The 23,519-nt window shown below is 39.6% G+C and carries 21 protein-coding genes; 4 read left to right on the top strand and 17 right to left on the bottom strand.

Features of this window, described 5'->3' with window-relative positions; all coding sequences use genetic code 11:
* Positions 1 to 205 precede the first annotated feature (205 nt).
* From MKZ25_RS08315 to istB, 3 genes are all read left to right on the top strand, one after another.
* Positions 206 to 817 (top strand): hypothetical protein, encoded by a 612-nt coding sequence (locus MKZ25_RS08315; protein WP_340801097.1) that lies wholly within the window; start codon positions 206 to 208, stop codon positions 815 to 817.
* 213 nt (positions 818 to 1,030) lie between these two features.
* Positions 1,031 to 2,584: an IS21 family transposase gene (istA, locus tag MKZ25_RS08310; RefSeq protein ID WP_340716296.1), complete on the top strand. Its 1,554-nt coding sequence runs from the start codon at positions 1,031 to 1,033 to the stop codon at positions 2,582 to 2,584.
* On the top strand, positions 2,584 to 3,336 hold the full coding sequence (istB, locus tag MKZ25_RS08305) for an IS21-like element helper ATPase IstB (RefSeq protein WP_340716297.1): 753 nt from the start codon (positions 2,584 to 2,586) through the stop codon (positions 3,334 to 3,336). Before istA ends, istB begins: the two co-directional genes overlap by 1 nt.
* Before the next feature lie 372 nt (positions 3,337 to 3,708).
* Here the strand turns inward: istB and MKZ25_RS08300 are convergent, their stop codons facing one another.
* The 17 genes from MKZ25_RS08300 to MKZ25_RS08220 all read right to left on the bottom strand — a co-directional run bounded on the left by MKZ25_RS08300 (position 3,709) and on the right by MKZ25_RS08220 (position 21,751).
* A complete protein-coding gene (locus MKZ25_RS08300) occupies positions 3,709 to 4,278 on the bottom strand; it encodes a hypothetical protein (RefSeq protein WP_340801096.1) in 570 nt (189 codons plus the stop codon).
* A 246-nt stretch (positions 4,279 to 4,524) separates the two neighbouring features.
* Positions 4,525 to 5,541, bottom strand: coding sequence for an LLM class flavin-dependent oxidoreductase (locus tag MKZ25_RS08295; RefSeq protein ID WP_340801095.1), 1,017 nt, complete (start codon positions 5,539 to 5,541; stop codon positions 4,525 to 4,527).
* A 6-nt stretch (positions 5,542 to 5,547) separates the two neighbouring features.
* Positions 5,548 to 5,832, bottom strand: coding sequence for a DUF3219 family protein (locus MKZ25_RS08290; protein ID WP_340801094.1), 285 nt, complete (start codon positions 5,830 to 5,832; stop codon positions 5,548 to 5,550).
* 46 nt (positions 5,833 to 5,878) lie between these two features.
* Positions 5,879 to 6,034, bottom strand: a complete 156-nt coding sequence (locus MKZ25_RS08285; RefSeq protein ID WP_340801093.1) for a hypothetical protein — start codon at positions 6,032 to 6,034, stop codon at positions 5,879 to 5,881.
* Between the two features lie 547 nt (positions 6,035 to 6,581).
* Positions 6,582 to 9,161 (bottom strand): AAA family ATPase, encoded by a 2,580-nt coding sequence (locus MKZ25_RS08280; RefSeq protein WP_340801092.1) that lies wholly within the window; start codon positions 9,159 to 9,161, stop codon positions 6,582 to 6,584.
* Positions 9,151 to 10,440: a methyltransferase domain-containing protein gene (locus MKZ25_RS08275; RefSeq protein WP_340801091.1), complete on the bottom strand. Its 1,290-nt coding sequence runs from the start codon at positions 10,438 to 10,440 to the stop codon at positions 9,151 to 9,153. The genes MKZ25_RS08280 and MKZ25_RS08275 overlap by 11 nt, the downstream gene beginning before the upstream one ends.
* A gap of 144 nt (positions 10,441 to 10,584) precedes the next feature.
* Positions 10,585 to 11,313, bottom strand: coding sequence for an SIR2 family NAD-dependent protein deacylase (locus MKZ25_RS08270; protein WP_340801090.1), 729 nt, complete (start codon positions 11,311 to 11,313; stop codon positions 10,585 to 10,587).
* Positions 11,291 to 12,460 (bottom strand): M20 family metallopeptidase, encoded by a 1,170-nt coding sequence (locus MKZ25_RS08265; RefSeq protein ID WP_340801089.1) that lies wholly within the window; start codon positions 12,458 to 12,460, stop codon positions 11,291 to 11,293. The genes MKZ25_RS08270 and MKZ25_RS08265 overlap by 23 nt, the downstream gene beginning before the upstream one ends.
* Before the next feature lie 51 nt (positions 12,461 to 12,511).
* A complete protein-coding gene (locus MKZ25_RS08260; protein WP_340801088.1) occupies positions 12,512 to 13,423 on the bottom strand; it encodes a DMT family transporter in 912 nt (303 codons plus the stop codon).
* Between the two features lie 75 nt (positions 13,424 to 13,498).
* The gene (locus MKZ25_RS08255) at positions 13,499 to 13,795 is read right to left on the bottom strand and encodes a hypothetical protein (protein WP_079526514.1); all 297 of its coding nucleotides are present in this window, start codon (positions 13,793 to 13,795) and stop codon (positions 13,499 to 13,501) included.
* Positions 13,796 to 13,944: 149 nt separating this feature from the next.
* Complete coding sequence (locus tag MKZ25_RS08250; protein ID WP_340801087.1) at positions 13,945 to 14,331, bottom strand: hypothetical protein; 387 nt, start codon at positions 14,329 to 14,331, stop codon at positions 13,945 to 13,947.
* 84 nt (positions 14,332 to 14,415) lie between these two features.
* Complete coding sequence (locus MKZ25_RS08245; RefSeq protein ID WP_340801086.1) at positions 14,416 to 15,567, bottom strand: toxic anion resistance protein; 1,152 nt, start codon at positions 15,565 to 15,567, stop codon at positions 14,416 to 14,418.
* A 277-nt stretch (positions 15,568 to 15,844) separates the two neighbouring features.
* Positions 15,845 to 17,458: an MFS transporter gene (locus MKZ25_RS08240; protein WP_340801085.1), complete on the bottom strand. Its 1,614-nt coding sequence runs from the start codon at positions 17,456 to 17,458 to the stop codon at positions 15,845 to 15,847.
* Positions 17,459 to 17,580: 122 nt separating this feature from the next.
* Positions 17,581 to 18,954 carry an argininosuccinate lyase gene (argH, locus tag MKZ25_RS08235; RefSeq protein ID WP_340801084.1) on the bottom strand — a complete coding sequence of 458 codons (1,374 nt, stop codon included), beginning with the start codon at positions 18,952 to 18,954 and terminating at the stop codon, positions 17,581 to 17,583.
* Between the two features lie 87 nt (positions 18,955 to 19,041).
* The gene (locus MKZ25_RS08230) at positions 19,042 to 20,256 is read right to left on the bottom strand and encodes an argininosuccinate synthase (protein ID WP_340801083.1); all 1,215 of its coding nucleotides are present in this window, start codon (positions 20,254 to 20,256) and stop codon (positions 19,042 to 19,044) included.
* Positions 20,257 to 20,503: 247 nt separating this feature from the next.
* A complete protein-coding gene (locus tag MKZ25_RS08225; RefSeq protein WP_340801082.1) occupies positions 20,504 to 21,250 on the bottom strand; it encodes an SDR family NAD(P)-dependent oxidoreductase in 747 nt (248 codons plus the stop codon).
* A 51-nt stretch (positions 21,251 to 21,301) separates the two neighbouring features.
* A complete protein-coding gene (locus MKZ25_RS08220) occupies positions 21,302 to 21,751 on the bottom strand; it encodes an RrF2 family transcriptional regulator (protein ID WP_340801081.1) in 450 nt (149 codons plus the stop codon).
* Between the two features lie 244 nt (positions 21,752 to 21,995).
* Here MKZ25_RS08220 and hmpA point away from each other — a divergent pair, with 244 nt between their 5' ends.
* On the top strand, positions 21,996 to 23,156 hold the full coding sequence (hmpA, locus tag MKZ25_RS08215) for an NO-inducible flavohemoprotein (RefSeq protein WP_340801080.1): 1,161 nt from the start codon (positions 21,996 to 21,998) through the stop codon (positions 23,154 to 23,156).
* The last annotated feature ends 363 nt before the right edge of the window (positions 23,157 to 23,519 follow it).

The raw sequence follows: 23,519 nt of genomic DNA, 5'->3' as shown, positions 1-23,519 counted from the left end.
TTTGAAAAATTATAAAGGCATTAAAAATGTTGCCAATCTATTCAACAATCGGGAGCGATTCTTCAATAAGAAGATCGCGTTTTTCCGTTATAGGACCAGATTGTTGAGCAACACCTTAGTAGAGATTGTTATTTTTAGAGAGATAAAATTTTAAACAATATGTTACAATTGGAACCAAATGACATTTAAAAAAGGATGCTTATTCATGAGGAAAACATCACACAATTTATTGGTAATCCTACTATTAATTTTAGGTATTGTTACAGGCTGTGAAAAACAGGAAAATGCTGTACCCCCTAAAGAAACAGTTACTGAGGAAATAAAGGGAGAAAAGATAATAGAAGATGATATTGGATTAGGTGAGCACCAAATAGCATTGAATGATTTATATATAGAAATCCCCTATAGAAAAGAACAAGTAAATCTTTATAAAAGAGTAGAAAATGAAACGATAATTATCGATATTAGAGATAAGGACTCAAATAAACTATTATTTACTTATGGTGAGAAGCTGAGTAAAAGCAATCAAAAGCTTGTTTATCGTGAGATCAAATTAAAAAAATCCAAGATTAAACTTATTGCTACTCTCGAACTTAACCCAATCAGTCATAAGATAATTGTAATGAATCAGCCAACAATCGAGATTTTATCTGACACTCAAAAGATAGAAACTGAATTTATTTCAGCTGTCTCTAGATCCGGAAATTATCCTGCAGAAAAAGTTGAAGTACTAGCAAACATGACATTAATCAACGAAAACTATGATCGGGAAAATATATATGAAGGATATTTACTTGGTGTAGTAAAAACTGAATGACTGTACATTAGTTTCTTCAGTTAAAACTCATCTATAATCGGGAGTACTTTTAAAGCCAAGGTAAATAAAAAAGAGATATAACTTAATGTGGTTATATTTATAGCGCAATACTTTTGTATTTGTTAAGCTAAAACTGAGCCACAAACGCAATTGAAATATGAGCCACTTTATATCAAAATAATCCTAACTGTTAAAAGTTAGGAGGATATAGAGGTGATCAGTTTGGAGAAAAAGCAATTGGTATTGATTGAGTACTACCAGCACAATACAAGTCAGCGTCAAATTGCAGAGAAGCTTAATATGTCACGAAATACTGTTAAGAAATATATCGAACAAGACTTAGCGGCAAGACAACAAGATACAAGGAATTTACCGATTACAGATAATTACGTTACGCCTCCGGCATATAAAAAGCGTAAGGGAAAAAAGAGAGCTTTAACAAATACGGTGATGAAGCGTATTCGCGAGATGATGAAACAGAATGAAAATAAGCGTGAAGTAAATATGCATAAGCAGCAATTAAAGATTATTGATATACATGACAAACTTTTAGATGAAGGGTTTAAAATCGGCTATACGACAGTTCGCAATTTCGTGAATCGTGAGGAAAAGAAGCAAAAGGAAGTATTCATCCGCCAAGAGCCTAAAGTTGGTCGTGAAATTGAGTTTGATTGGGGAGAAGTAAAGTTATTTATCGATGGAAAACTAAGAAGTTTTTCAATGGCCGTATTTACTCTAGCCTATAGTAACGATCGCTTTGCGCGACTCTACGAATCAGAAACAATGGTTTGTGTACAGGATGCACACGTAAAATGTATCGAAGCTTTAGGCTTTGTGCCACACGTTTTTACATACGATAATATGCGTACAGTTGTCAAAAACTTTATCGGTTATGATCGTTTTATTACCGACGGTATGAAAAGTTTATCCTTGCATTATCATTTTCAAATACGACTTTGTCAGCCTCGTAAAGGCAATGAAAAAGGCCATGTGGAGCGAAGTGTGGAATACATACGTCGCAAAGCATTTGCGCATCGAGATACGTTTGTTTCTTTAGAAGAGGCACAGGAGTATTTAGTTTCTATTATCGAAAAATTAAATGGTCGCGTTCATTATTTGAAAGAGAAAACACATCATGAATTGATGTTGGAAGAAAAAGCTGAACGAGCTGGCAGTTTAACAGCGGCACCGTTCGACCCTGCAGAATTAGTGGAGCTACGTGTGGATAAATATAGTACGGTTACCTACCGTCACAATCGCTACTCTGTACCCGAGGGGCATGTAGGAGAATACATTAAGTTAAAAGCTCGTGCAGAGGAAGTGCTTCTATTTAGCGAAGGTGAATGCATCGCGAAGCATAAACGAAGCTGGCAAGTTCATGCCTGGGTGATGAATATCTACCACTATTTAAACACCTTGGAAAAGAAAAAAGGTGCCTTAGCCCAAAGTGAATGTTTGAGCCAAGCACCAAAAGATATAAAAAATATCTACCACCGCTATTATATCGGAAATGAAAAAGATTTTCTAGAACTACTTGTTTATGTCAAAGAACGAGATTGCCTAACAAGAGTACTAGAAGTCATTACTGAACTAGAAAAGAACCCTTTGGTTCATCTAACAACGGAAAAAATCATTTTCTTAGCAGAACAGTCAGCTGAAGTACGTACTGTTTTAACTGGCCAAGATGATGTCACCAGTCAATCTTTAGATAATTTATCTTCATTAGCAGCATTATTTCATTCTAAAGGAACAGGAGTGGTTCATTAATGGACAAGCAAAAAGAGATGATTGAAATGTGTAAAGAATTACGTTTACCAAGTATTCGTTCTTTACTTGAACAAGAAGTATTATTTGAACAACATACAACCCCGGCTGACTTTCTCTATTTCGCTTTAAAACAGGAAATGGAGGACCGATACGTGCGAGCAAAAGCTAATCGAATTCGATTAGCCAACTTCCCAGAGAAAAAGCTATTAGAGGAATTAGATGTAGAGGCACTGCCGCAAAATGCGGCGGTTCGCCTTCCTCATTTGAAGGAACTAAAGTTTATACAGGAGAAGCAAAATGTATTATTAATTGGCTCACCTGGTACCGGTAAAACCCATCTTGCGATTGGATTAGGCATTGAAGCCTGTTTAGCGGGCTATAAAGTGTATTTCACAAGTGTAGCATCACTTGTGAATCAATTAAAGGAAAGCCGTTCTGCGAGAACATTGCGCTCCTTTGAACTAAAATTTGAGAAGTATGATTTAGTCATCATCGATGAACTCGGGTACATTTCATTCGATAAAGAAGGAGCAGAACTTCTGTTCACGCACTTATCGTTACGTGCCGGTCGAGCAGCGACAATTATAACAAGTAATCTAACGTTTGAACGCTGGGAAGAAGTATTCCACGATCCAGTATTAACATCAGCTTTAACCGATCGACTCACGCATCGAGCGCACATCATCAACATGATTGGTGGCTCCTATCGAATTTTAGAAACGAAAGAATGGATCGAACAGAGCAATTTTTAGTGGCTCATATTTTAATTAACAATTGGCTCATATTTAACTTGCGAAATACATACTTTAATATAACGGAACCCAATATTTTTTTTTAATAGAAATCATTAATGGAACATTCGGAACTGGACATGGTGAGGAATACATAGTCAAAGAAAGAAATAGAGGAACATATTTGTCGATGTGGATAGAAAAAGGTTATCGTCTATTGATGTTAAGTCGAGAGAAGTTGCTTTAATAGTTCAAACCTTATCAATTAACGAGAGATTTAGTTGAATATAGTTCTTCAACAATCTGGCCCTTTAATTGAATAAAGCACTTTCCTTATTCAAGAAAAGCGCACGATTGTTGAAGATCACTATAGTCTAGGTTATCGCAATAAGATTAATCTTCTTTCTTAGATGATTTAACTCTTTTTGATTTCCATTTCCAAATTAAGATTACCGAAATGGCTATTAGTAAAATCGCAAGTTCAAAATCTAAATCCTTATCATACTTGAACAACATTTTATAGCCCAAGTTAACCTCTTCTTTCGGTTTTAAACCTTCACCAAGTAATTGTTCGTAATCGTTACTTGATTCTACTAAAACAACTGGGCTACAAGGACTATTAAGATAGTTCCCTTTTTCTTCGTTCAAGTAAATAATGTATTTGTTCCCCTTTTCAAAATTATAAGCCCATGTAAAATCGGCTTCAAAAATTAATTGGGAATTCACTTCAGTTTTCCAGCTTTTCTCAACGTCTACCAAAACATACTTTTTTGTCTCTTTTGGACCAGTGATTCCTTTTTGTACAATATCATTTTTTACATTTAAAACTGTCCCAACAATCGCAGCATCAAAATGATTAATAGCTGGTTCTTCTAATTCAACGCAACTTAATGCTTTGCTTTGAATTGGAAAAATTAGAGTTAGAGATATTGATAACATCATTATAAGTAGTATTAATCTCATTATTCCTCCACAAAGTAAATTTACGAATTAGACGTCTTTGTTTCATTTATGTTTCATAAATATTCAATTTCTTTTTTCCAATGTAGGTTTGGGCGCACACTAAAAAGTCACGATTGTTGTTGAATCAATGTTTCGTGACTTTCCTTCTGAATATTTTTTATATAATTAGCACAAATTTTGAAAACACCATTGGAACGTAATAAAAGCTGTAATTTTAGTTTTCAGAACTTCCTAATCTATCCATGATTACTTTAAGGGAAATCCTTCTGAATATACTTCCTTTGCAATTAGTTCATACGATCGGATTCGATCTTCTGGTAAGTATGTGATTGTATTAATCATCATTTCATCTGCTTGGTATTTTGTTCTTAGCTCAAATAATTTATGTTTCACTTCTTGAGGATTACCAATAATTATTTTTTGTCTAACTTTTTTCAACGTTTCTGTATCTTTTTCAGTTAGCTTATATTGCTTAGCTTCATTTATAGAAGGAACTCCTTGATGCCCCTCCCCTTTTTCCATTTGTAATGACCAGATGAGAAAGCTTGCTGCAACTTCTTCGGCTTTTTCCGTAGTCTCTCCACAAATAACGTTAACAGTAATGATGACTTGTGGCGTTTGCCCTTTTTTTCTTGGTCTAAAGCCATCAATATATTCGCTAATAATAGCAGCCCCATCTTGATCGCTCATAAAATAACCGAAAGTATACGGCAAACCATTTTCCGCTGCTAGTAAAGCACTTTTTTTACCCGTTCCAAGGAGCCAAGGTACTGGCGGATTTTCAGGTATGGGAGACGCCGATAACTTTGAATATTCGCTATCCGTTGGAAAATCATCATCTAAAAAATGAAGTAAATCTCTCAGTAAGGAAGGAAAACTTCCAACATTTTTTATAAAATTACCAGACAAAGCAGTCATCGCTTCAGCGGATCCTCCTGGCGCTCGACCAATCCCTAAATCAATACGATTTGGAAATAATGTCGCTAGCATATTAAAGGTCTCAGCAACTTTATATGGTCGGTAATGAGGCAATAAAACCGCGCCAGATCCTATACGAATTCGATTCGTGTTAGCGCCGATATAGCTTAACATTACTTCAGGTGCAGGACATGCCAGTCCAGATAAATCATGGTGTTCGGCAATCCAGTATCTTGTATATCCTAGTGCCTCCCCAGCCTGTGCTAACTTCATTGACCAGTTTAGTGCATCATGAGGAGTTTGATTTGAAGAGATAGGGGATTGATCCAATATGCTTAATCTCATTTAATTTCAGTCCTTTTCCTCCACTAAAGTCAGCTTATACTGTCCTACCTGATTTTTTTCATACAAATTTGTAATAGACGTGGAATAGTTGTAAATCGTTCCTCTAAACATTAATGCTTTCTCAGGAATCTTTACGTCAAATGTTCCGTTGTAAAGTAACGTCGCGATGTCATGATATTCTTCACTTGTCACGTCAAAAATGACGGAGACTTTATAGCGCCCATTTACTTTTTCTTCTTCATAGCTACTTACTTGAATTACTCGGTCATCTAATATTAGTTGACTGACCAAAAAATCACTTCCTTTTAAATCGGTTTATTGACGCTCATTATCATATCTATTCTTTACAAAAATCCACAAATTTTTTTGCCTGTATTAAGGACATACCTGTTTGTTCTCTCACAAACTTCACCGCTTTAACTTCACCGGCTGACTTGATCTTCTCTTTTACTAAGCCAATCAGTTCCTCATTATAAATTTTAGAATAATCCATTTTTTCGCCCCCTTATTTAATGAAAGTATAACATTCCCTGACTATTAGTTTTCCCTGCTTATCTTCAGCATTAAAATGACTAATTATCGACTATTTTTTTATACATATTGATACCTGCAAGACGGTATTGCAAAGCACAGTCAGAGGATCATTTCGTATATTTTTTGATAGCCAAAAGGTAGTATTGCAGCAATTATAATCCCTGCCACTATAAAAGAAGATGCATACACTCTATATTTTGACATAGAAATCTCTTTTCTTTTATAGGCTATACTTAGTACTTTAATCATAGAAAAAACAGTAAGAAAAATGATGAACGCCGAAAAAATACTTGTCAGAATTACTGGCATTGTTTAAACTCCTTTAAGCTTTTTAGTGCCGCTAGTATTTCTCGCGAAAAATATTCAAAATAGTTCTTTTTCAGGATTTATGTACCTAATTATACAATAGCTAGTTTCTACTTGTTAGCCTAGCATTTTAAAGGCTTGCAGTAAAAGAAAAATCCCTCCAATCCAAATAGCTGAATTGAAGGGAGTCTCCTATTAATTTATAAACGCGGATCGATTGTATCGCTTTCTAACGCAAGCGTTGCAAGTACACATTCATGTACACGATTGCTGCTTTCCAAACTTATAAAGCGTGAAATCCCTTCCAGCCCTAATTTAAATTCCAATAAAGCGTTTTTCATTTTACGGGAAGGGTTACGCTGTTTCAACTTTTTCATGAAGACTTCATTTGTATAGTCCATACCATAAATGATCCGTAAATATTCACGACCCCGCACTTTAATAGCCGGCTGCAGTAATTTCCCTTTATGATAAGCCAGGAAATCGAACGGTTTAATAACAATGCCTTCATGTCCATTTTCAGTCATGTCCTGCCACCAATTGATTACTTCCTGCTCATCCATTTCGCTTTCGATCAAACGGTATTCTGTCGGTATAAAGAGCGAGCTATTCTCGGCCAAATACGCATTCATATTCATATGCCAGCTATGAGACTGGTGGAAGTTTGTCGTTGAGCTATGTGCAAGAATATGGAACGGTGCGATTTGTATACCTGAAAGCTCATTTGTTGGCCAGCAATAGTTTCTGAAAACCGCGTCGAAGCGTGCAGCATTTTTATATTTATCGGTATATTCATCCAGCCAGCTCGTCACGTCCACTTGCTCTGTGGCTTTCAACTTTTCGATGATTTTATAGCGGTCCATCAACGCATTTTCAGCGACCGTTTCATATTGCTGATCGATTAAGCTTTGTGCTTTTAAATTCCAAGGTAGAATTTCGGCGTCCATTAAGACGAAATTTGTATTAAATTGCTCGAAGTAATTTTTGGCGGCTAGTTCCGCATGGATTTTTTCCACCATCTGTTGCTGCTCTTTTTGTTCAAAGAAAGCGCGGCCCGTACGTGTTGTAATGTAGCCGAGGCTATCACTGTTAATAAGCTCCTTTGCCACTTCTTTATTTTTTGCAATAAAGATGACAGTGCGGCTGCCCATATGCTTCTTCTGGGCTATCATTTTTTGGATACCGTTTTTCTTATAGTAATGAAACGCCTCTGCAGGGTGTTCCAAATAAGCCGGTAACGCCGATGTTTGTGGGGTTGGACTCATTGTTGGCGGGATGTAAATTACCTGCTCCAAAGGCAATGTATAGTGGGAAAATGTATCCATTGCTGCCAATGCATTTTCTTTCGGAATTGTTATTTGATCCCCGCTCGTTGTATGAACCGCAAAGCCATTTATAAATTGTGCAGCATTTGGCGAGCTGAACCGCTTATTTTTCGCCTCTAAAATAGGGTTGTCCTCAGTCCCGGCATAATTCGCGAATGCCTTCACACTTTTGAATGTCTGCTCAGGATATTGAAATGCCGTAAGCTCCCCGCCGAATACAACACCTTGGTCAATATTAATCGTCCGGTTTGCTTTAAACGGCTGTACTTTCACATCATGTCCCCAAATGATCAGCTCGCTCGTTTTGTGCTGCGAAAACCAGTCCCCGCGTACAGGCTTACTGGAGCTGTCCGTTTGCTGAATATCACCGTATCGACAAAAATCAGATATGCGTTTAGATTCCTTGCCGATGTAATGGTCCTTTATACCAGCATGTGTAACAACAGCTTTTGTGATCTTATTTTTCGTTAAAATATAATGTGACGGTGCCTTTAATAGCATGCTTACAAAACGCTCCTTTAGCGCCTTTGCAGCATCTTCGCCATGCACCTTTTCGTACTCGGTAAATTCTTGCTCGACAAGTTCGTCCCCGTGATTAAGAGATACATTTTTCCCGTCTAACCAGCGCGCTATTTTCCAGCCATGATTGCTGTCTGTCATATAGCTTAATCCTGCTTCGATCTGATTCAACCAAAATTGCATCGTTTCAAGTGATTTAGGACCGCGGCTCATAATGTCGCCTACAGAAATTAATCGGCGGCCAGCTGGGTGAACATATACATTGCCGCGCTGCTCATAGCCAAGATCCTTCAAGAGCACAAGCATCTCGTCATAGCAGCCATGAATATCCCCGATAATATCAAAACCGTTTTCGATTTCTAAATAAAGCTTATTCGGTTCTCGCACGATCTCGACGCTTTCGTCATTTACTTTATAAATTTTGGCAAAGGGCTCTTTCTTTATTGCTTTCAACTCATATTTCAACGTATTAAATTGCAGAAGCACACGTTTACGACCTCTAGGGTTATCACGCAACATATCACGTGCCAGTAGCTGCTCTTTTGGTGTATTTAAAATAAGCGCTAAAACGGGTACATGATGACGCTTAGCAATTTCAAAATATTTGGCGCGTTCAAAGCCGCGTAAATTTGTTGCATCAATAATCGATACTTTATTTAGCTTTGCACGGGCTTCCACAATCGTATGAAGCGCATGAAATGCCTGCTCTGAAATGCGCTGATATTCTTCGTAAACCATATCCTCATCATTTTTAGATATAGCTGTAAAATCGATAAAATCGATATCCGCCACAAGCCGACGATAGTAGTCGGAGCTAATGATCTCGCTTTCAAGAAGCTGACCCGAATCGACTAATGATTGCAGTAATGTGGATTTCCCACTATTTGATGGCCCAATTAAAAGTACGATCGCCCCGTTTGGAAGTTTAACTTGCATGAGAATCTCTCCTTGTCATGACACACATTTGAGTAGGTGCACCGTACTTTTCATGTACTGTACCGATTCCTTCAAATCGTAATTCATAGTTTGGCGCAACCGCTTTACACCACGCCTCAAACTGCTTGCGGTCCCATTCGAAGCGGTGATCATCATGGCGCATTTCCTCAAGCTCGTAAACCGTATTATACTCCGCGTTTGGCGTCGTAATAATTAAATGCTTTGGCTTGTAGTTTTGTGTGATGAGCTGCATCATTTGAGGCAGTCTTTCCTCATCAACATGCTCGATGACTTCGCATAAAATAAATACATCCGCGTCTGTAAACTCTTGATCCTCATAGTAAAGTGAGCCCCATTTAATAATGGGTGCCGCGGCAAATTGCTGATCGGCAAACCGTTTTTGCATTTTTGCAAGTGCATGATTACTAGGATCGACACTGTACAGCTTAGTAATCGATTCGATCTGCGCAAGAAGCACCGATAATTTCCCTTCTCCTGCCCCCATATCGATGACCGTTTTAGGTTTTAATGCTGTAACCACCTCTGCAATCGTTTCATAGCGACGCGTATTTAAAGATGGCTTGTCGACTTTTTGCTCATTCTCTTCTGTCTTGTATAACTGTTTAAAGCGCAATGCTTTTTTATAAATGAACGCACGCATCGGATGAGCTTCAAGCCAGCCCTCTCCGTAATTTTCCAACCGCTCCCGCTCGGCTTCATCAATAAAATAATGCTTATAGTCATCCATAACCGGGATTAATATAAAAATTTGCTGAAGTGCTTTCTTTAACGGAATGGTGTTTGCAAGCGTTAAGAATCGTGCACGTTTAGCGTCAGTCATTGTGTTAATTGTTACTTCATAGCCTAACGGTTCCCATAAATTTCGGATTTCCTCGTCTGTGAGCTTTGAGGAAATGGGACCAAATTCAAACGTAAACGGAAAGTCCATTGCTGCAAATTGGATATATTCTTCCTTAGGCTTTCCGTTCAGCGCTGTGCCTAAAGCTGAACGAATAAGCGATAAGAAAATGGTACTTACTGCAAATTCACGGTCATTAATGTAATGGGTAATATCAAATGCTTCATTGTCTTTTACAAGCGCCAATGAATCAGGTGTAACAAAGATGGATGCGTATAATTCGTCATCAGTCATTTTATGATATACAAATCGAACCGCGTGCCCTTTTACTTGGCGCTCATAAACGGTTGCCGGGTTTTTCGCCAGTAAATATGAAATTGCTTTCGCATGCGGATTTTTCGTGTAAATAGATAATTGCATAAAGTTAAATTTCTCCTTTAAGGGTTAGTTATTATTTCCCATTATAAATGAGTGCTTGGCGAAATGTTTGTAAAGTTTCAGAAAGTTGCTTCGGATTTTCCACTACCACAGAAAAAAGCCTGCACTTTTATACAGGCTTAGTTATTACTTTTTTAATTTCTCCAACTCTCGATGAACATCAGCCAAAACCTCCCCGGCCGACCCTTTCAATACTAAATCAAACGAATAATGTGCGCTCGTGGACGTTTGCTGGCGGTTTATATAGACGAGCTTCCCTTTCGACATGCTCGGCAGCTGATTGACAGGGTATACTTCCAAACTTGTGCCGATTACTATGACAAGGTCCGCCTCATGTATTTCGTGGAGTGTACGGTCCCATGCTTCCATCGGTAATGTTTCACCAAACAGCACAACATTCGGCCGTAACTTACCGGAACAATAGGTGCAAATATTGTTATTCAAAAATTGTTCTTTTGCATGTGGTTTGCCGCATTTTTGGCAGCGGACTGTCACGATATTGCCGTGAAGTTCCGCTACATTTTTACTACCCGCCCGCTGATGCAGCTGATCGACATTTTGGGTCGCGATAATCGAAACAAGTCCGCGCTTTTCGAAGTCCGCCAATATTACATGCCCCTGATGCGGCTTGCAGTTGTCCAGAGCGGTAATTCTCCCCTGGTAAAACTCGCGGAACTGTTCATAGTTCTTCTGCATACTTTCGGTAGAGGCAACAATACGCGGATCAATATTTTGCCACAGACCTGTTGACGATCGAAAATCCGGTATGCCCGATTCGGTCGACATCCCGGCACCCGTCAGCACAACTGTACGATTCGATTCTCTCATCAAATTAGCCAGTGTTTTTGCCGTCATCCCGATTTCCCTCCATCTCAATCTCATTCACAACTTCCATCAATGTATTCGTCAAAAGTGCGAAACGTTCAATGATATGGTCTTTTAAAATATGCTCATGTTCGGCGTGAATACCATCCCCTACAAGTCCAAGACCATCCAATGTCGGCGTGTATAACGACGTGAAATTGCCGTCGCTCGCGCCCCCGACTGATGCTTCCTCCACATCAAAACCAAGCTCCTCCGCTTCTTCCTGCGCAATTTCGAACAGTTCTTCGCTTTCTTCATCACGTTCCATCGGTGGCCGGTTAATTCCCCCATCGATTTCGATTTTCGTACGCTGATCATATGGTTTAAGCTCCTCGAAATAATCGTCGATACGCTCCTGCTCTGTGCGTGTAACCGACCGGACATCGACCCCTACATGCGCCTCGTCAGGGATGACGTTCAATTTACCGCCGCCCTGGATCATCCCGACATTCAGCGTTGTCCCCTTCTCGTAATCGTTGAGCGCATCAATATTCAGGATTTGTCTTGCCGCTTCCGTAATTGCGCTGACACCATCCCGCGGATTATTTCCTGCGTGCGATGCAAGCCCCCGAATGTTCAGCAAATATCTGGAAGTCCCTTTCCGCGCAATTTTCAGTTCGCCTGAAACGGTAACAGCCGGCTCCAGTATAAAGGCGGCCACCGATTTTTTCGCTTCTTCCTCGATTAGCGCTCTGGATGTTGGGCTTCCGATTTCTTCATCACTGTTCAGGAAAAAAACAACCCGACGCTTCAAAGGCAGATTCATTTTTTGAACATATTTAAAAAACCAAATCGCACTGACGAGACCTGATTTCATATCCAAAATACCAGGACCGAAAATTTTATCTTCTTCCTCGCGGTACGGCAAGGCCCCTTTGTCCCAAACGGTATCATAATGACCGATCATTAAGATCTGTTCGGTCCCTTCGCCCATTTCAAAGCGGAGATGATTGCCGTTATGCTCCATCGCATATTCCGTTGCCTTTACATGAAAGTAGTCATAAAACATCGACTGGAGTACATCTTTGCACAGATCAAGCAGCTCTTTGTTTTGCGAAGGTGAATCGGCTAATACTAAGCGTTTAATATCATCTTTTATATCTTTTTCATGTAATGTAAAAAAATCGAATGCTTCCATAACAACGCCTCCTTCATTTTCTATACCCAAAAATGCCTAAGTGACATTCACTTAGACATTCGAAGTGGGAGACTTTTTGCTCCCGGCAATTGATAAATAGGCGACAAACACTAGCATTAATACAATACCGACATACTGCCAGTTATACAATGTCGCACCGAGCCAGACAACGGAAATCGCCATTGCCGTCAATGGTTCAATACTCGATAAAATACTCGTTTCAACTGGTGATATGTATTTCAGGCTTGTTAAAAATAAAATATAGGCGAAGGATCCCAAAATGCCTGTAGCAATAATGATGACTACATTTAACGGATCCAGCAGCAACAGCCATTGCTCCGGTCTCCAAAGCTGCCCCGTTACCGAGAAAATAATTCCGCCTATGATCATACCCCAGCCGATAATGATGATGACCCCTACTTCAGCCATCAGTCGAGCAGGATACAGTGTATAAAATGCATACGTAAATCCTAACAGCAGTCCCCAAACAAGCGCTTCATTACTCACAAGCAATCCTGATACCGAGCCGTTTGTCAGCAATAAAAACAGCCCGACAAGCGTACCGCAAATACCGATCAATTGACTGCGCGGTGGAAGAACCTTCCCAATAACCGATGTATAGATGACGATGAAGATTGGCGCTAAAAACTGCAAAAGTGTTGCAATAATCGCATTGCTCACTTCAATCGACTTTACAAACGTAAATTGTAAACCGACCATTCCAATCACACTGAAAACCAGCAATTGTACGGAATGGTTCCGGTTATGCCAAATGGAAAATACTGATTTTTTCTGCATAGCTGCAATGCCTAGTATTAAAATCCCTGCAATCGTTAACCTTACAGCAAGCATAAACTCTGCGGTCATGGCTGTTTTTTGCAGGAGCCATTCCATCATCGGACCGGTAGCCCCCCAAAACATCGAGCCTGCTAGAATCATCGCTATGCCTTTCAATCGTTCCACAACTACTACCTTCTTCCAACTTTCTTTTCATAATAAAATTTTATCATGATTCCACTGTTGGAAATATAGTAATTATTATTTGATTAGCTCGATCCAGCCACTTTCTTTAATCGTTACGCGGGGTGATGCGTATTTTGGAGGTTCGTAGGAAAATACGGTTTTATCAAAATCATCCTTTACAACAAACACATTTAAAAACTGGATTTCATTAATTAATTTTCGGATATGCGCCTTATCATACATATCGCTTTTTTCATTCATTAATATAAGCAGTTCATTCTTTATACTCAATACGTCCCGTTCATTTGCTCTGCGTATAACACTTTTAGGCATTTTAAGAAATTCGTCGATTTTCATTAAGTTCTTTTCCATCATTGTCTTCCTTTCCCTCATGGCAATACTTGTGTAAATTTTCTTTTGTTGTTATTTACCCAATTTCACCAAATTCACCCCTAATTAATCACCAAAAGGAAATTTTAGACCGCTTATATGCCTAATATAACAAGCTTTTAAATTGTATGCTAATCCGTATTTTTGAATATATATTTATCGAATATTAGGTGTATGCCACAATAGATGGCTGCCCCCACCCCGCCTATTATTGAGTATAATAAAAGATTGGCATCTTCAAAAAAGTAGAGGGCGTAAGGAACTGTAAATGCCGCGCCAATGATGATATAACTGAACCATTTCATGGTAGTTGAACGCAGATTTTTTTCAAAAAGAAAAGATACTGCAACACCGACAATGAGAAACATCGGTGCACTTAATACGATAAATGTCAGCACGGTCATACTAAACGTTAAATACTGGTCGCTTTGGGTCATCGTCACGATAAGCGCTAACAGAAAACTGAAAAGAAATGTAGAAATGAGTGCTACTGTAAATTTGCGACTTAATACTTGCATAAAACTCCCCCTAAAGTGTTTAAAAAGATGATAAAAGGCATCGAGCAAAGGAAACTCGATGCCTTTCAAAAATAATCTATTTGATTACATGCTCTTTAATTTTTCATATTCAAGCTGCAATTGTTCAATGCGCTTACGCCCTTCTTCACGATTGCGAACTGTTTCTGCCTGAATCTGTTTTGTTTCTTCAATACCCGAAATGATCGTCTTCCAAGTTGTTTCGATCGTTTCGACTTTAATGCTTGGACTGCCTGCCTGACGCGCGATGTTCACCGAATTTTGACGGACATTCTCCGCGTTTCGCACAAGCATTTCATTTGTACGGCGGTCCAGTTCAGCCATCGAATCCGAAACAAGCTTTTGTCGCTGCATTGTAACGGCGTGGATCAGACCTTGTTTGAAAATCGGAATTGTCGTCACGAATGCGGAGTTGATTTTTCCGATTAGATGGTTGTTCCCTTGCTGCATTAAACGAATTTGCGGGGCTGACTGGAATGATACTTGCTGGGCCATTTCAAGATCGTAGCCTCGTTGCTCCAATAGCTCGATTCCGCGTGTTACCGTTTCAAGCTCCATGATCGCTTCATGGTCACCGGAATCCGCTTTCGCCGACAATGCCGGCAGCTGCTGACGCAAATCGTTTACTTTAATATCGATTGCCGCAATATGCTCGCTTAATGTATGGAAGTAGTTTAAATTCTCATCATACATTTGTTCCAGCTGTACGGTGTTTCGTTTCATTTCCACTTCGTACTTCTGAATTTCGTTATAAACGACATCGACTTCTTTGTTCATCGTATCGTATTTGGATAAAATGCGCTCCAATTGCTCTTTGCTTTTTGAAAACAGTTTTTTCAGGAAGCCTTTTTTCTGCTCTTCCTGGAAATCCTGAGGATCAAAGCGGTCCATAATTTTATTTAGATTGTTGAGTAATGTTGTCGATTTTTCCAGATTGCTTTGTTTAATCGTTGCAAGCATACGGTCTGAAAATGTTGAAATACCCTGAGCGGTTTCTTTACCGAATTCGAGAACGGCGATTTGATTTTTTACGTCAATTTTTTCTGCAAGCTGCTGAACTTGCGGCTGCTGTTTTAGCTGTTCCTGACGCTGACGGATTTGAGAAAGCTCCTGTTCCGAAACAAGTTGTTTTTGTGGTTGTTCGACAAGATCAGTCGTTGGTGCCGGCTCTTGCTCAGCTCGTTTGTTTAAATCTTCAAATAATGGATTTTCAGCCATGTTCGATTCCCCCATTCTATGTATTACTAGTATTTACGTTAATTTCAATAAAAAGTTTCATGCTGCTCTTGCTAATTATAACGCAAAACATTGCGAATATTCTAACTTGAGGTTGCCGGAAAACAAATGCATCGCTTTTAGACACAAAAAATGCCCTTTTATGCGCAAAAGGACACTTTTTGTAAGTCTACTATTGGGGGAGAGACTTCACACCCACACAAGCTTTGCATGAGTCTAAAGATAAAGTACCCCAAATTGTTCAACCTAAAACACTTTTTTAAATTTCCAATGATTTTTTTCGAATCGGTTTTAAAAACAATCCAACTGCAAAAATGCAGATTGCAATGACAACTGCCGAGTAAAACAGGCCGCCATAGCCGTTCTGTGCTGCCATAACCGTTACTTCATTGACAGAATTCATAATGACTTCTTTTAACGTCGGATCCTGTATGTTTTGGACGACAGTCATCATTTGTTCCTCGGAAAACTGACCGCCTGCTGCAAACTGACTGCCCACTTGAGCAAGCTCAGCAGTAGCCTGTTCCGATAAATTCGCCTGTTGTACATTTTGCTGCAAAATTCCTTGAAAGTCGTTTTTAAATAAGGATGGGATTTCACTGAAGCCGCGCGCGATAAATCCAGCATAAATCGTTGGCGCGATTGTCATCCCGATTGTTCGGATTAACGATAATGACGCTAGTGCCGTCCCTTTATTTGCTTCGAGTTTTTCAGTAGCCAAAATGTTCAGTGGTGCTCCTAAAAGTACCCCCATGCCGACACCGCCAATTACGGATGCAATGACAAACTGCCATTTGGCATCAATCCATGTCGGGAACAGGAAAAAGCCAATTGCGGCAACGAGACCTGAAAACAGAACCGCTAAGACCGGCCCTCTTTTATCGACTAAAATACCGCCAACCGCTGCCCCAATCCCTGCAGCCAGTGCAAGCGGTGTCATCCAGTACCCGGCATGCTCGGATTTAATGCCCAATACTTGCTCCGAAAAGGCTGGAATGAAAATCATTGCAGCAAGCATCGCACCAGATAGAAGACCTAACAACAATGTCAGTAAATAAGTCGGCTGACGCATTAACGCCACCGGTAAAATCGGGTCCCCACCACGGCGTTCAAGACGAGTTTCATAGAAGTAAAGGATAACAAGTACGATAATCCCAGCCAGTAAATACGGATAGACTGTCGGTTCGATCAGAGAACTGAAGAAGTTAATCCCCTCAATATTTGTCAGCCCGTACATAATCCCTAAAATCGCGACAGAAAGCAGAACCGTCCCCGTCATATCAAGCTTGCCGGGTGCTGCATCTTTTGTTTCTTCCAGTTTGAGATAACCCATGATAACAAGGAAAATTGCGATTGGCACATTAATTAAAAACAGCCAATGCCAGCTGCCTGTCAGATCCAAAATGACACTTCCGATATTTGGACCTAAAACAGCGGCAACCCCATTCATCCCGCCAAGTAATCCTAATGCTTTCCCTTGCTTTTCCGCAGGCAGTGTACTTACGACATACGAAGTACCGATAATAAAAATACCGCCTCCGCCCATCGCCTGGATAAAGCGGGAAATCAGATAAAATGTAAAGTTCGGGCTAAGTGCAACGAGCAGTGAACCTAGACCAAAAAGCGCAATTTCAACAATAAACAGTTTTTTTCGTCCATATCGGTCCGAAAGTTTCCCTACAATCGGAACACTGATAGCCAAGCCGAGTGTGTACAGTGTAACACCCCAGGCTCCCCAATTTGCTTCGACATTAAACGAACTGTTGATCGTTGTCAGTGCGGCACTGATAATGCCATTATCGAGTGCCGCCATAAATACGCCAAGTGCAAATAACGTAAGCACCCATGTTTGCGAAGTCTTTGTATTTGTCATAAAAAGACACCTTTCTCTTTAAAGTATCTATTATTATACTGCTAATTTTTAATTTGCATAAGAAAAAATTCCATTAAAAGGAACAAAAATGCCCTGTAAAGTTTTTTACAGGACACCCATTGCTATACTAATAGCTGTTTCGCATTTTGAATTTGAAGTGCCACTTGCTCAAAACCTGTGCCACCTAGTGAATTACGTCGGCTCACAGCGGCTTCCGGTGCAAGTACTGCATATATGTCTTCTTCAATTAATGCAGATTCTTTCTGCATTTCTTCCAATGGCAGATCCAGTAGGTAGATGCCTTGCTGGATACATGTAAATACAAGCTTTCCTGTTACTTCATGCGCTTCACGGAACGGCATGCCTTTTGTCGCCAAATAATCCGCAAGCTCTGTCGCGTTCGAAAAGTCTGAATGTACCGCACTGTGTAAACGCGCTTTATTGACCGTCATCGTACGAACCATGCCTTCGAAGATTTTCAGTGAACCTAATACCGTATCCATCGTATCGAACATGCCTTCCTTATCTTCCTGCATATCTTTGTTGTATGTTAACGGCGTACCTTTTAAAACTGTTAACAGCCCCATTAAATTCCCGTATGCACGGCCTGTTTTCCCACGAATCAGTTCCGCCATATCCGGATTTTTCTTTTGCGGCATAATAGATGAACCCGTTGAGAATGCATCATCCAGCTCGATGAATTTAAATTCATCCGTAGACCAAATAATGATTTCTTCCGCAAAACGTGATAAGTGTGTCATTAATAGTGCTGAATTTGATAAAAATTCAACGATAAAGTCACGGTCGCTTACCGCATCCATCGAATTGGCATACACTTCTGCAAAACCAAGCAGTTCAGCCGATTTCAGACGGTCAATCGGGAATGTCGTACCTGCCATCGCCCCGGCACCTAAAGGTAGAATATCAATGCGTTTCATCGATTCTGTAAAACGCTCTTTATCACGTTGCAACTGCCAGAAGTACACCATTAAATGGTGGGCAAAACTAATCGGCTGTGCGCGCTGTAAATGCGTGTAGCCTGGTGCAATCGTGTCCACATTCTGCTCTGCCTGCTCGACAATCGTTTTTTGGAAATGTTCGATCAAGCCGATTACTTCAGGTACGCGCTTTTTCAGGAATAAGTGCATATCTGTTGCGACTTGGTCATTACGTGAGCGTCCAGTGTGAAGCTTCCCTCCAGCAGGACCGATTAGATCAATCAGCATTTTCTCAAGATTTAAATGGATGTCTTCATTTGAAACTGAAAACTCCAGTTCACCCGCTTCGGCTTTTACTTTCAATTGTGCAAGACCGTCCAGAATTTTCTCGACATCCTCTTTCGGTAAAATATTTTGTGCACCAAGCATTGTAACATGCGCTACAGAACCTTCAATATCTTCCAACACTAACTGCTGATCAAAGCCAATCGATGCCCCAAACTCGTCAACCCAGCTTTCTGCAGACTTTTGGAAACGACCGCCCCATAATTTTGCCATAGTAGTTTCACTCCTCAACTTTTGTTCCTAATAATAGAAGAAGCGACTCGGGTTCCGAATCGCTCACTTCATTAACCGTATATCTAATTATTTATTTACTGTTTGTTTTGAACTTTTTGCTACTTCTGATGCAACAACTGTCGGCATACCCCATAATTCGATAAAGCCTACAGCAGAAGCATGGTTGAATTGGTCATGTTTTGAATATGTCGCCAATTCTTCAGAGTATAGAGAGTTTGGAGATTTACGTCCTTCAACAATCGCATGGCCTTTGTAAAGTTTTACACGAACTGTTCCGTTTACATACTTTTGCGTTTCTTTTAAGAACGCTTCAAGCGCTGTACGGATCGGGTTGAACCAAAGACCGTTATAGATAATTTCAGATAGTTTTTGTTCAATGATTGGTTTGAAATGCGCCAATTCTTTTACTAATGTAATATCTTCTAATTCTTTATGCGCTGTTAATAATACTTTTGCACCTGGAATTTCATATACTTCACGAGATTTAATACCAACTAGACGGTTTTCCACGTGGTCGATACGGCCGATACCGTGTTCACCGGCAATTTTATTTAATTCTTGAATTAAGTCTGCCAGTTTCATTTGAATACCGTTAATCGAAACAGGTTTCCCTTCAACGAATTCGATTTCAACGTATTCCGGTGTATTCGGTGCTTCTTCCAATGAAACAGTTAAACCGTATGCTTCTTCTGGTGGTGCTACCCAAGGATCTTCCATTACGCCAGCTTCGTTTGCACGGCCCCATAGGTTTTGGTCAATCGAGAATGGTGAATCAAGTGTTGCAGGAATTGGAACACCGTGTTTTGCTGCATATTCGATTTCTTCGTCACGGCTCCAGCCCCATTCACGTACAGGTGCCAATACTTCAAGATCCGGATTTAATGCTTTGATTGATACTTCAAAACGTACTTGGTCATTCCCTTTACCCGTACAGCCGTGTGCTACTGCATCGGCATTTGTTTCATTTGCGATTTCTACTAATTTTTTAGAAATTAATGGACGAGATAATGCAGAAACTAATGGATACTTTTGCTCATACCAAGTGTGTCCTTGTAATGAGATTAATGCAAAATCTTCTGCAAACTCATCTTTTGCATCGATCATATATGATTCAACAGCACCTACTTGAAGTGCTTTGTTACGGATAAATTCTAAGTCCTTACCTTCACCAACATCAAGACATACTGCGATTACGTCCCAACCTTGTTCTTTTAACCATGGAATTGCTACTGATGTATCAAGTCCACCTGAATATGCCAATACGACTTTTTTGTTCGCCATGTTAATTGCCCCCAAATGATGTATGTTTATACATTGAATTAATAGTTTATACACGAATAGTAACACGTTATAAAAATAAACGCAACTGCATTTATATAAATTTTTTCACTTTTTGATACAATCTAAAAACATTCACTCCGGAAGTTTTCACAAGCTCTCGTTCATGCATAAATATGCTATTATTTGCAGCAGATTACAGAAGAGAACATTTTAATTTTTAAGGTAAAAAAGTTGAATGCCCTCACACTTACTTCTTATTAAAGAATCCTTTGCCGACAAATTCTACAAGTGCTGGCGCGACTGCATATAATTTACTTGTTACACTCATAATACGGGGTAGATTCACTTCACGCGGACGTTTCCCGATGGCATAGACAACTTCTTTAGCCACTTTTTCAGGAGGTAATAAAAATTTCCCGATTGCATCTTTATAAGCGTTTGTCGCATCGGCTTTTTGAATAAACGGTGTATCGATCGGGCCCGGATAAATTCCGGTAACATGTATATTGTACTCTGCCAGCTCCAGACGAAGACCATTCACAAAACCGGTAACTGCATGTTTACTCGCTGCATAAACACTCGCTTTTTTTGTAGCGACCTTGCCTGCCTGTGAACCGACAAAGATAAAATGGCCATTCTTTCTTTCAATCATTGCCGGTGCCAGACGTTTTGCCAAGTGGATCGGTGCACGGACATTTACATCGAGCATTTGATCGATTTCCTGATCAGCTAAATCTACTGCACTTTCAAAATAACCTAATCCGGCGTTTAAAATAGCGATATCGATTGGCGGAAGTTGCGAAACGACTTCATCTATTTGCGATGGAATTCGTAAATCCGCTTTGTAGGCAACCGCCCCTATCCCATTTAAATAATTAATGGCACTGTCGTTTCTTCCAGTTGCATAAACGGTATGCCCTTCTTTTACAAGCATTTCTGTAATGATGCGTCCAATACCGCTTGTCGCTCCTGTAATAAAAACTGTCTTTTTCATAGCTTCCCTCTTTATTCGTTTATTTTTATGTATATAAAAACTAGTAAACGGTTATTTACTAGTTTGGGTAATGTCGAATAATTCACTTAAAATGTTTTTCGATACGAGCACATCCGCCAATGTATAGGTATCAAGCACAGCCAAATATGCTTTTAATGCTTCGTGTAAAGCAAATTTCAGCCTGCACTCCGGTGAAATTTTGCAAAGATTTCCTTCCGGATTGAAACATTCAACAAGGTGAAAGTCATCTTCTGTCTTACGGACGACATCACCGATATTGATCTGTTCATGTTCAAGTGCCAGACGGATGCCACCACCGCGTCCGCGAATCGTTTCAATATAGCCATGTTTTCCTAAATCATGGGTTACTTTCATTAAATGGTTTTTGGAAATCTGATACGCATCTGCAATTTCCTGAATCGTAACTAAATTTTCTCTGCCCCGTACGCCTAAATACATGAGCGTACGCAAAGAATAGTCTGTATATACTGTTAACCGCACGCTGTTCACCATCTTTCTTCAACTTAAGTATAACATTTTAATAAAAATGTTCGAATAGAACGGCTTATGTTTATCGATGAATTCATTATAATGTTTTGTGTCCATTTTGTTAAAGATGTATTTTTTATATATCTTTGTGACAGATCTGTTAAAGATGTATTTTTGATATTGCTTTAGCATTTTTTTAGCAGTATATTGATGGTGCAAGAAACAAACTAACCAAATTTGAGGGGACGTGCAATGTATGTTAGCACAACAAACAATCAATATTATTAAATCAACTGTACCTGTATTGGAGGTACACGGATTAGCCATTACTAAAACTTTCTATTCAAACCTTTTCAGAGAAAACCCGGAATTACTAAACATTTTCAATCATACAAACCAAAAGAAAGATCGTCAGCAAACAGCATTAGCAAACACGGTGTATGCAGCTGCAGTTCACATCGATAACTTGGAGGCAATCGTTCCGGCTGTTGTCCAAATTGCCCATAAACACGTAAGTTTAGGTATTTTACCGGAGCATTATCCGATCGTGGGCAAATATTTGTTAGAAGCGATTAAAGAAGTTCTTGGAGATGCGGCGACAGATGAAATTATCGATGCTTGGGGTAAAGCTTACGGCGTCATTGCAGATGTATTCATTTCAGTTGAAGAAGATTTATACAAAGCAGCAGAAAATGCTGGAGGCTGGCGCGCATTCAAAGAATTTACAATTTCAGAAGTTGTAGAAGAAAGCGAAGCAGTGAAATCATTCTATCTAAAACCGGTTAACGGTGAAAAATTACCACCATTTAAAGCAGGCCAATTCATTACATTGCGCACACAAGTACCTGGTGAACAATACTTAATGAACCGCCAATATACATTAACAGATGGTTCGGAAGATTATTTCCGCATTTCTGTAAAACGTGAAGATGATGTAACACCAAACGGCATTGTTTCAAACTTCCTGCACAATGCTGAAATCGGCACGAAAGTGGATGTAAGTGCTCCTGCAGGCGTGTTCACATTAGTGGAAAATGACAGCCCGGTTCTATTCATCAGCGGTGGCGTTGGTGTAACACCTTTACAAGGAATGCTTAAAACAATCGAAGGCCGCCAAGCATCATTTATCCAATGTGCACGCAACGAAAATGTAGCGGCGTTTAAAGAAACAATCGAAGAAAACGTTGCAGCGACAGACGGTAAATATAAAGCGGTTTATTCAGATTTAGACGGCTATATTACAAAAGCGCAAATCGAGGAATTCCTGGTTCCTGGTACGGAAGTATATGTATGTGGTCCAACAGTATTCATGGAAACTGTCATCCAATACTTAGTTGAGCTAGGTGTACCTGCCGAGAAGATTCATTATGAATTCTTCGGTGCTGCGATGGCGTTACAGATTAAGAAGACAGCTTAATATATATGAAGAAACAGCCAGTTGCCGGTAGTCATACCAGGGACTGGCTGTTTTGCTTTCCTTCTCGCTTTCCGATCTCCAAAATGATTCAACTGTTAACTATGTTTCTAATAAATCGGAGAGATGTTCTAATATATCCGAAAAAGTTCTAATAAAACACCGATCTTCTAATATAAGTCGCCGATGTTCAAATAAGTGGTCCGGATTTTATAATAAGAGGTCGAGAACTTCTAATATGTCAGCCGGATGGGCTAATATATCCGGGAAAGTTCTAATATAAGCTTCAGATGAAAAGAGGTCCGCATTTTTTATATGCGTACGAGGACTTTTAATGAGGTGGTGCGGCCGTTTTCTAATAAGTTG

The sequence above is a fragment of the Solibacillus sp. FSL W7-1464 genome (assembly GCF_038004425.1).
Taxonomy (GTDB): domain Bacteria; phylum Bacillota; class Bacilli; order Bacillales_A; family Planococcaceae; genus Solibacillus.
Note: the sequence above shows the minus strand (reverse complement) of the source record. Positions and strands in the feature narration are given on the sequence as shown.

Coding starts and splice junctions, on each gene's coding strand:
- MKZ25_RS08240 (WP_340801085.1), bottom strand. CDS start 17,458: ATGACAAATACAAAGACTTCGCAAACATGGGTGCTTACGTTATTTGCA.
- MKZ25_RS08300 (WP_340801096.1), bottom strand. CDS start 4,278: ATGAGATTAATACTACTTATAATGATGTTATCAATATCTCTAACTCTA.
- MKZ25_RS08255 (WP_079526514.1), bottom strand. CDS start 13,795: ATGGAAAAGAACTTAATGAAAATCGACGAATTTCTTAAAATGCCTAAA.
- MKZ25_RS08275 (WP_340801091.1), bottom strand. CDS start 10,440: ATGCAATTATCTATTTACACGAAAAATCCGCATGCGAAAGCAATTTCA.
- MKZ25_RS08230 (WP_340801083.1), bottom strand. CDS start 20,256: ATGGCGAACAAAAAAGTCGTATTGGCATATTCAGGTGGACTTGATACA.
- hmpA (WP_340801080.1), top strand. CDS start 21,996: ATGTTAGCACAACAAACAATCAATATTATTAAATCAACTGTACCTGTA.
- argH (WP_340801084.1), bottom strand. CDS start 18,954: ATGGCAAAATTATGGGGCGGTCGTTTCCAAAAGTCTGCAGAAAGCTGG.
- istB (WP_340716297.1), top strand. CDS start 2,584: ATGGACAAGCAAAAAGAGATGATTGAAATGTGTAAAGAATTACGTTTA.
- MKZ25_RS08285 (WP_340801093.1), bottom strand. CDS start 6,034: ATGGATTATTCTAAAATTTATAATGAGGAACTGATTGGCTTAGTAAAA.
- MKZ25_RS08225 (WP_340801082.1), bottom strand. CDS start 21,250: ATGAAAAAGACAGTTTTTATTACAGGAGCGACAAGCGGTATTGGACGC.
- MKZ25_RS08280 (WP_340801092.1), bottom strand. CDS start 9,161: ATGCAAGTTAAACTTCCAAACGGGGCGATCGTACTTTTAATTGGGCCA.
- MKZ25_RS08270 (WP_340801090.1), bottom strand. CDS start 11,313: ATGACGGCAAAAACACTGGCTAATTTGATGAGAGAATCGAATCGTACA.
- MKZ25_RS08265 (WP_340801089.1), bottom strand. CDS start 12,460: ATGGAAGCATTCGATTTTTTTACATTACATGAAAAAGATATAAAAGAT.
- MKZ25_RS08250 (WP_340801087.1), bottom strand. CDS start 14,331: ATGCAAGTATTAAGTCGCAAATTTACAGTAGCACTCATTTCTACATTT.
- MKZ25_RS08245 (WP_340801086.1), bottom strand. CDS start 15,567: ATGGCTGAAAATCCATTATTTGAAGATTTAAACAAACGAGCTGAGCAA.
- MKZ25_RS08315 (WP_340801097.1), top strand. CDS start 206: ATGAGGAAAACATCACACAATTTATTGGTAATCCTACTATTAATTTTA.
- MKZ25_RS08295 (WP_340801095.1), bottom strand. CDS start 5,541: ATGAGATTAAGCATATTGGATCAATCCCCTATCTCTTCAAATCAAACT.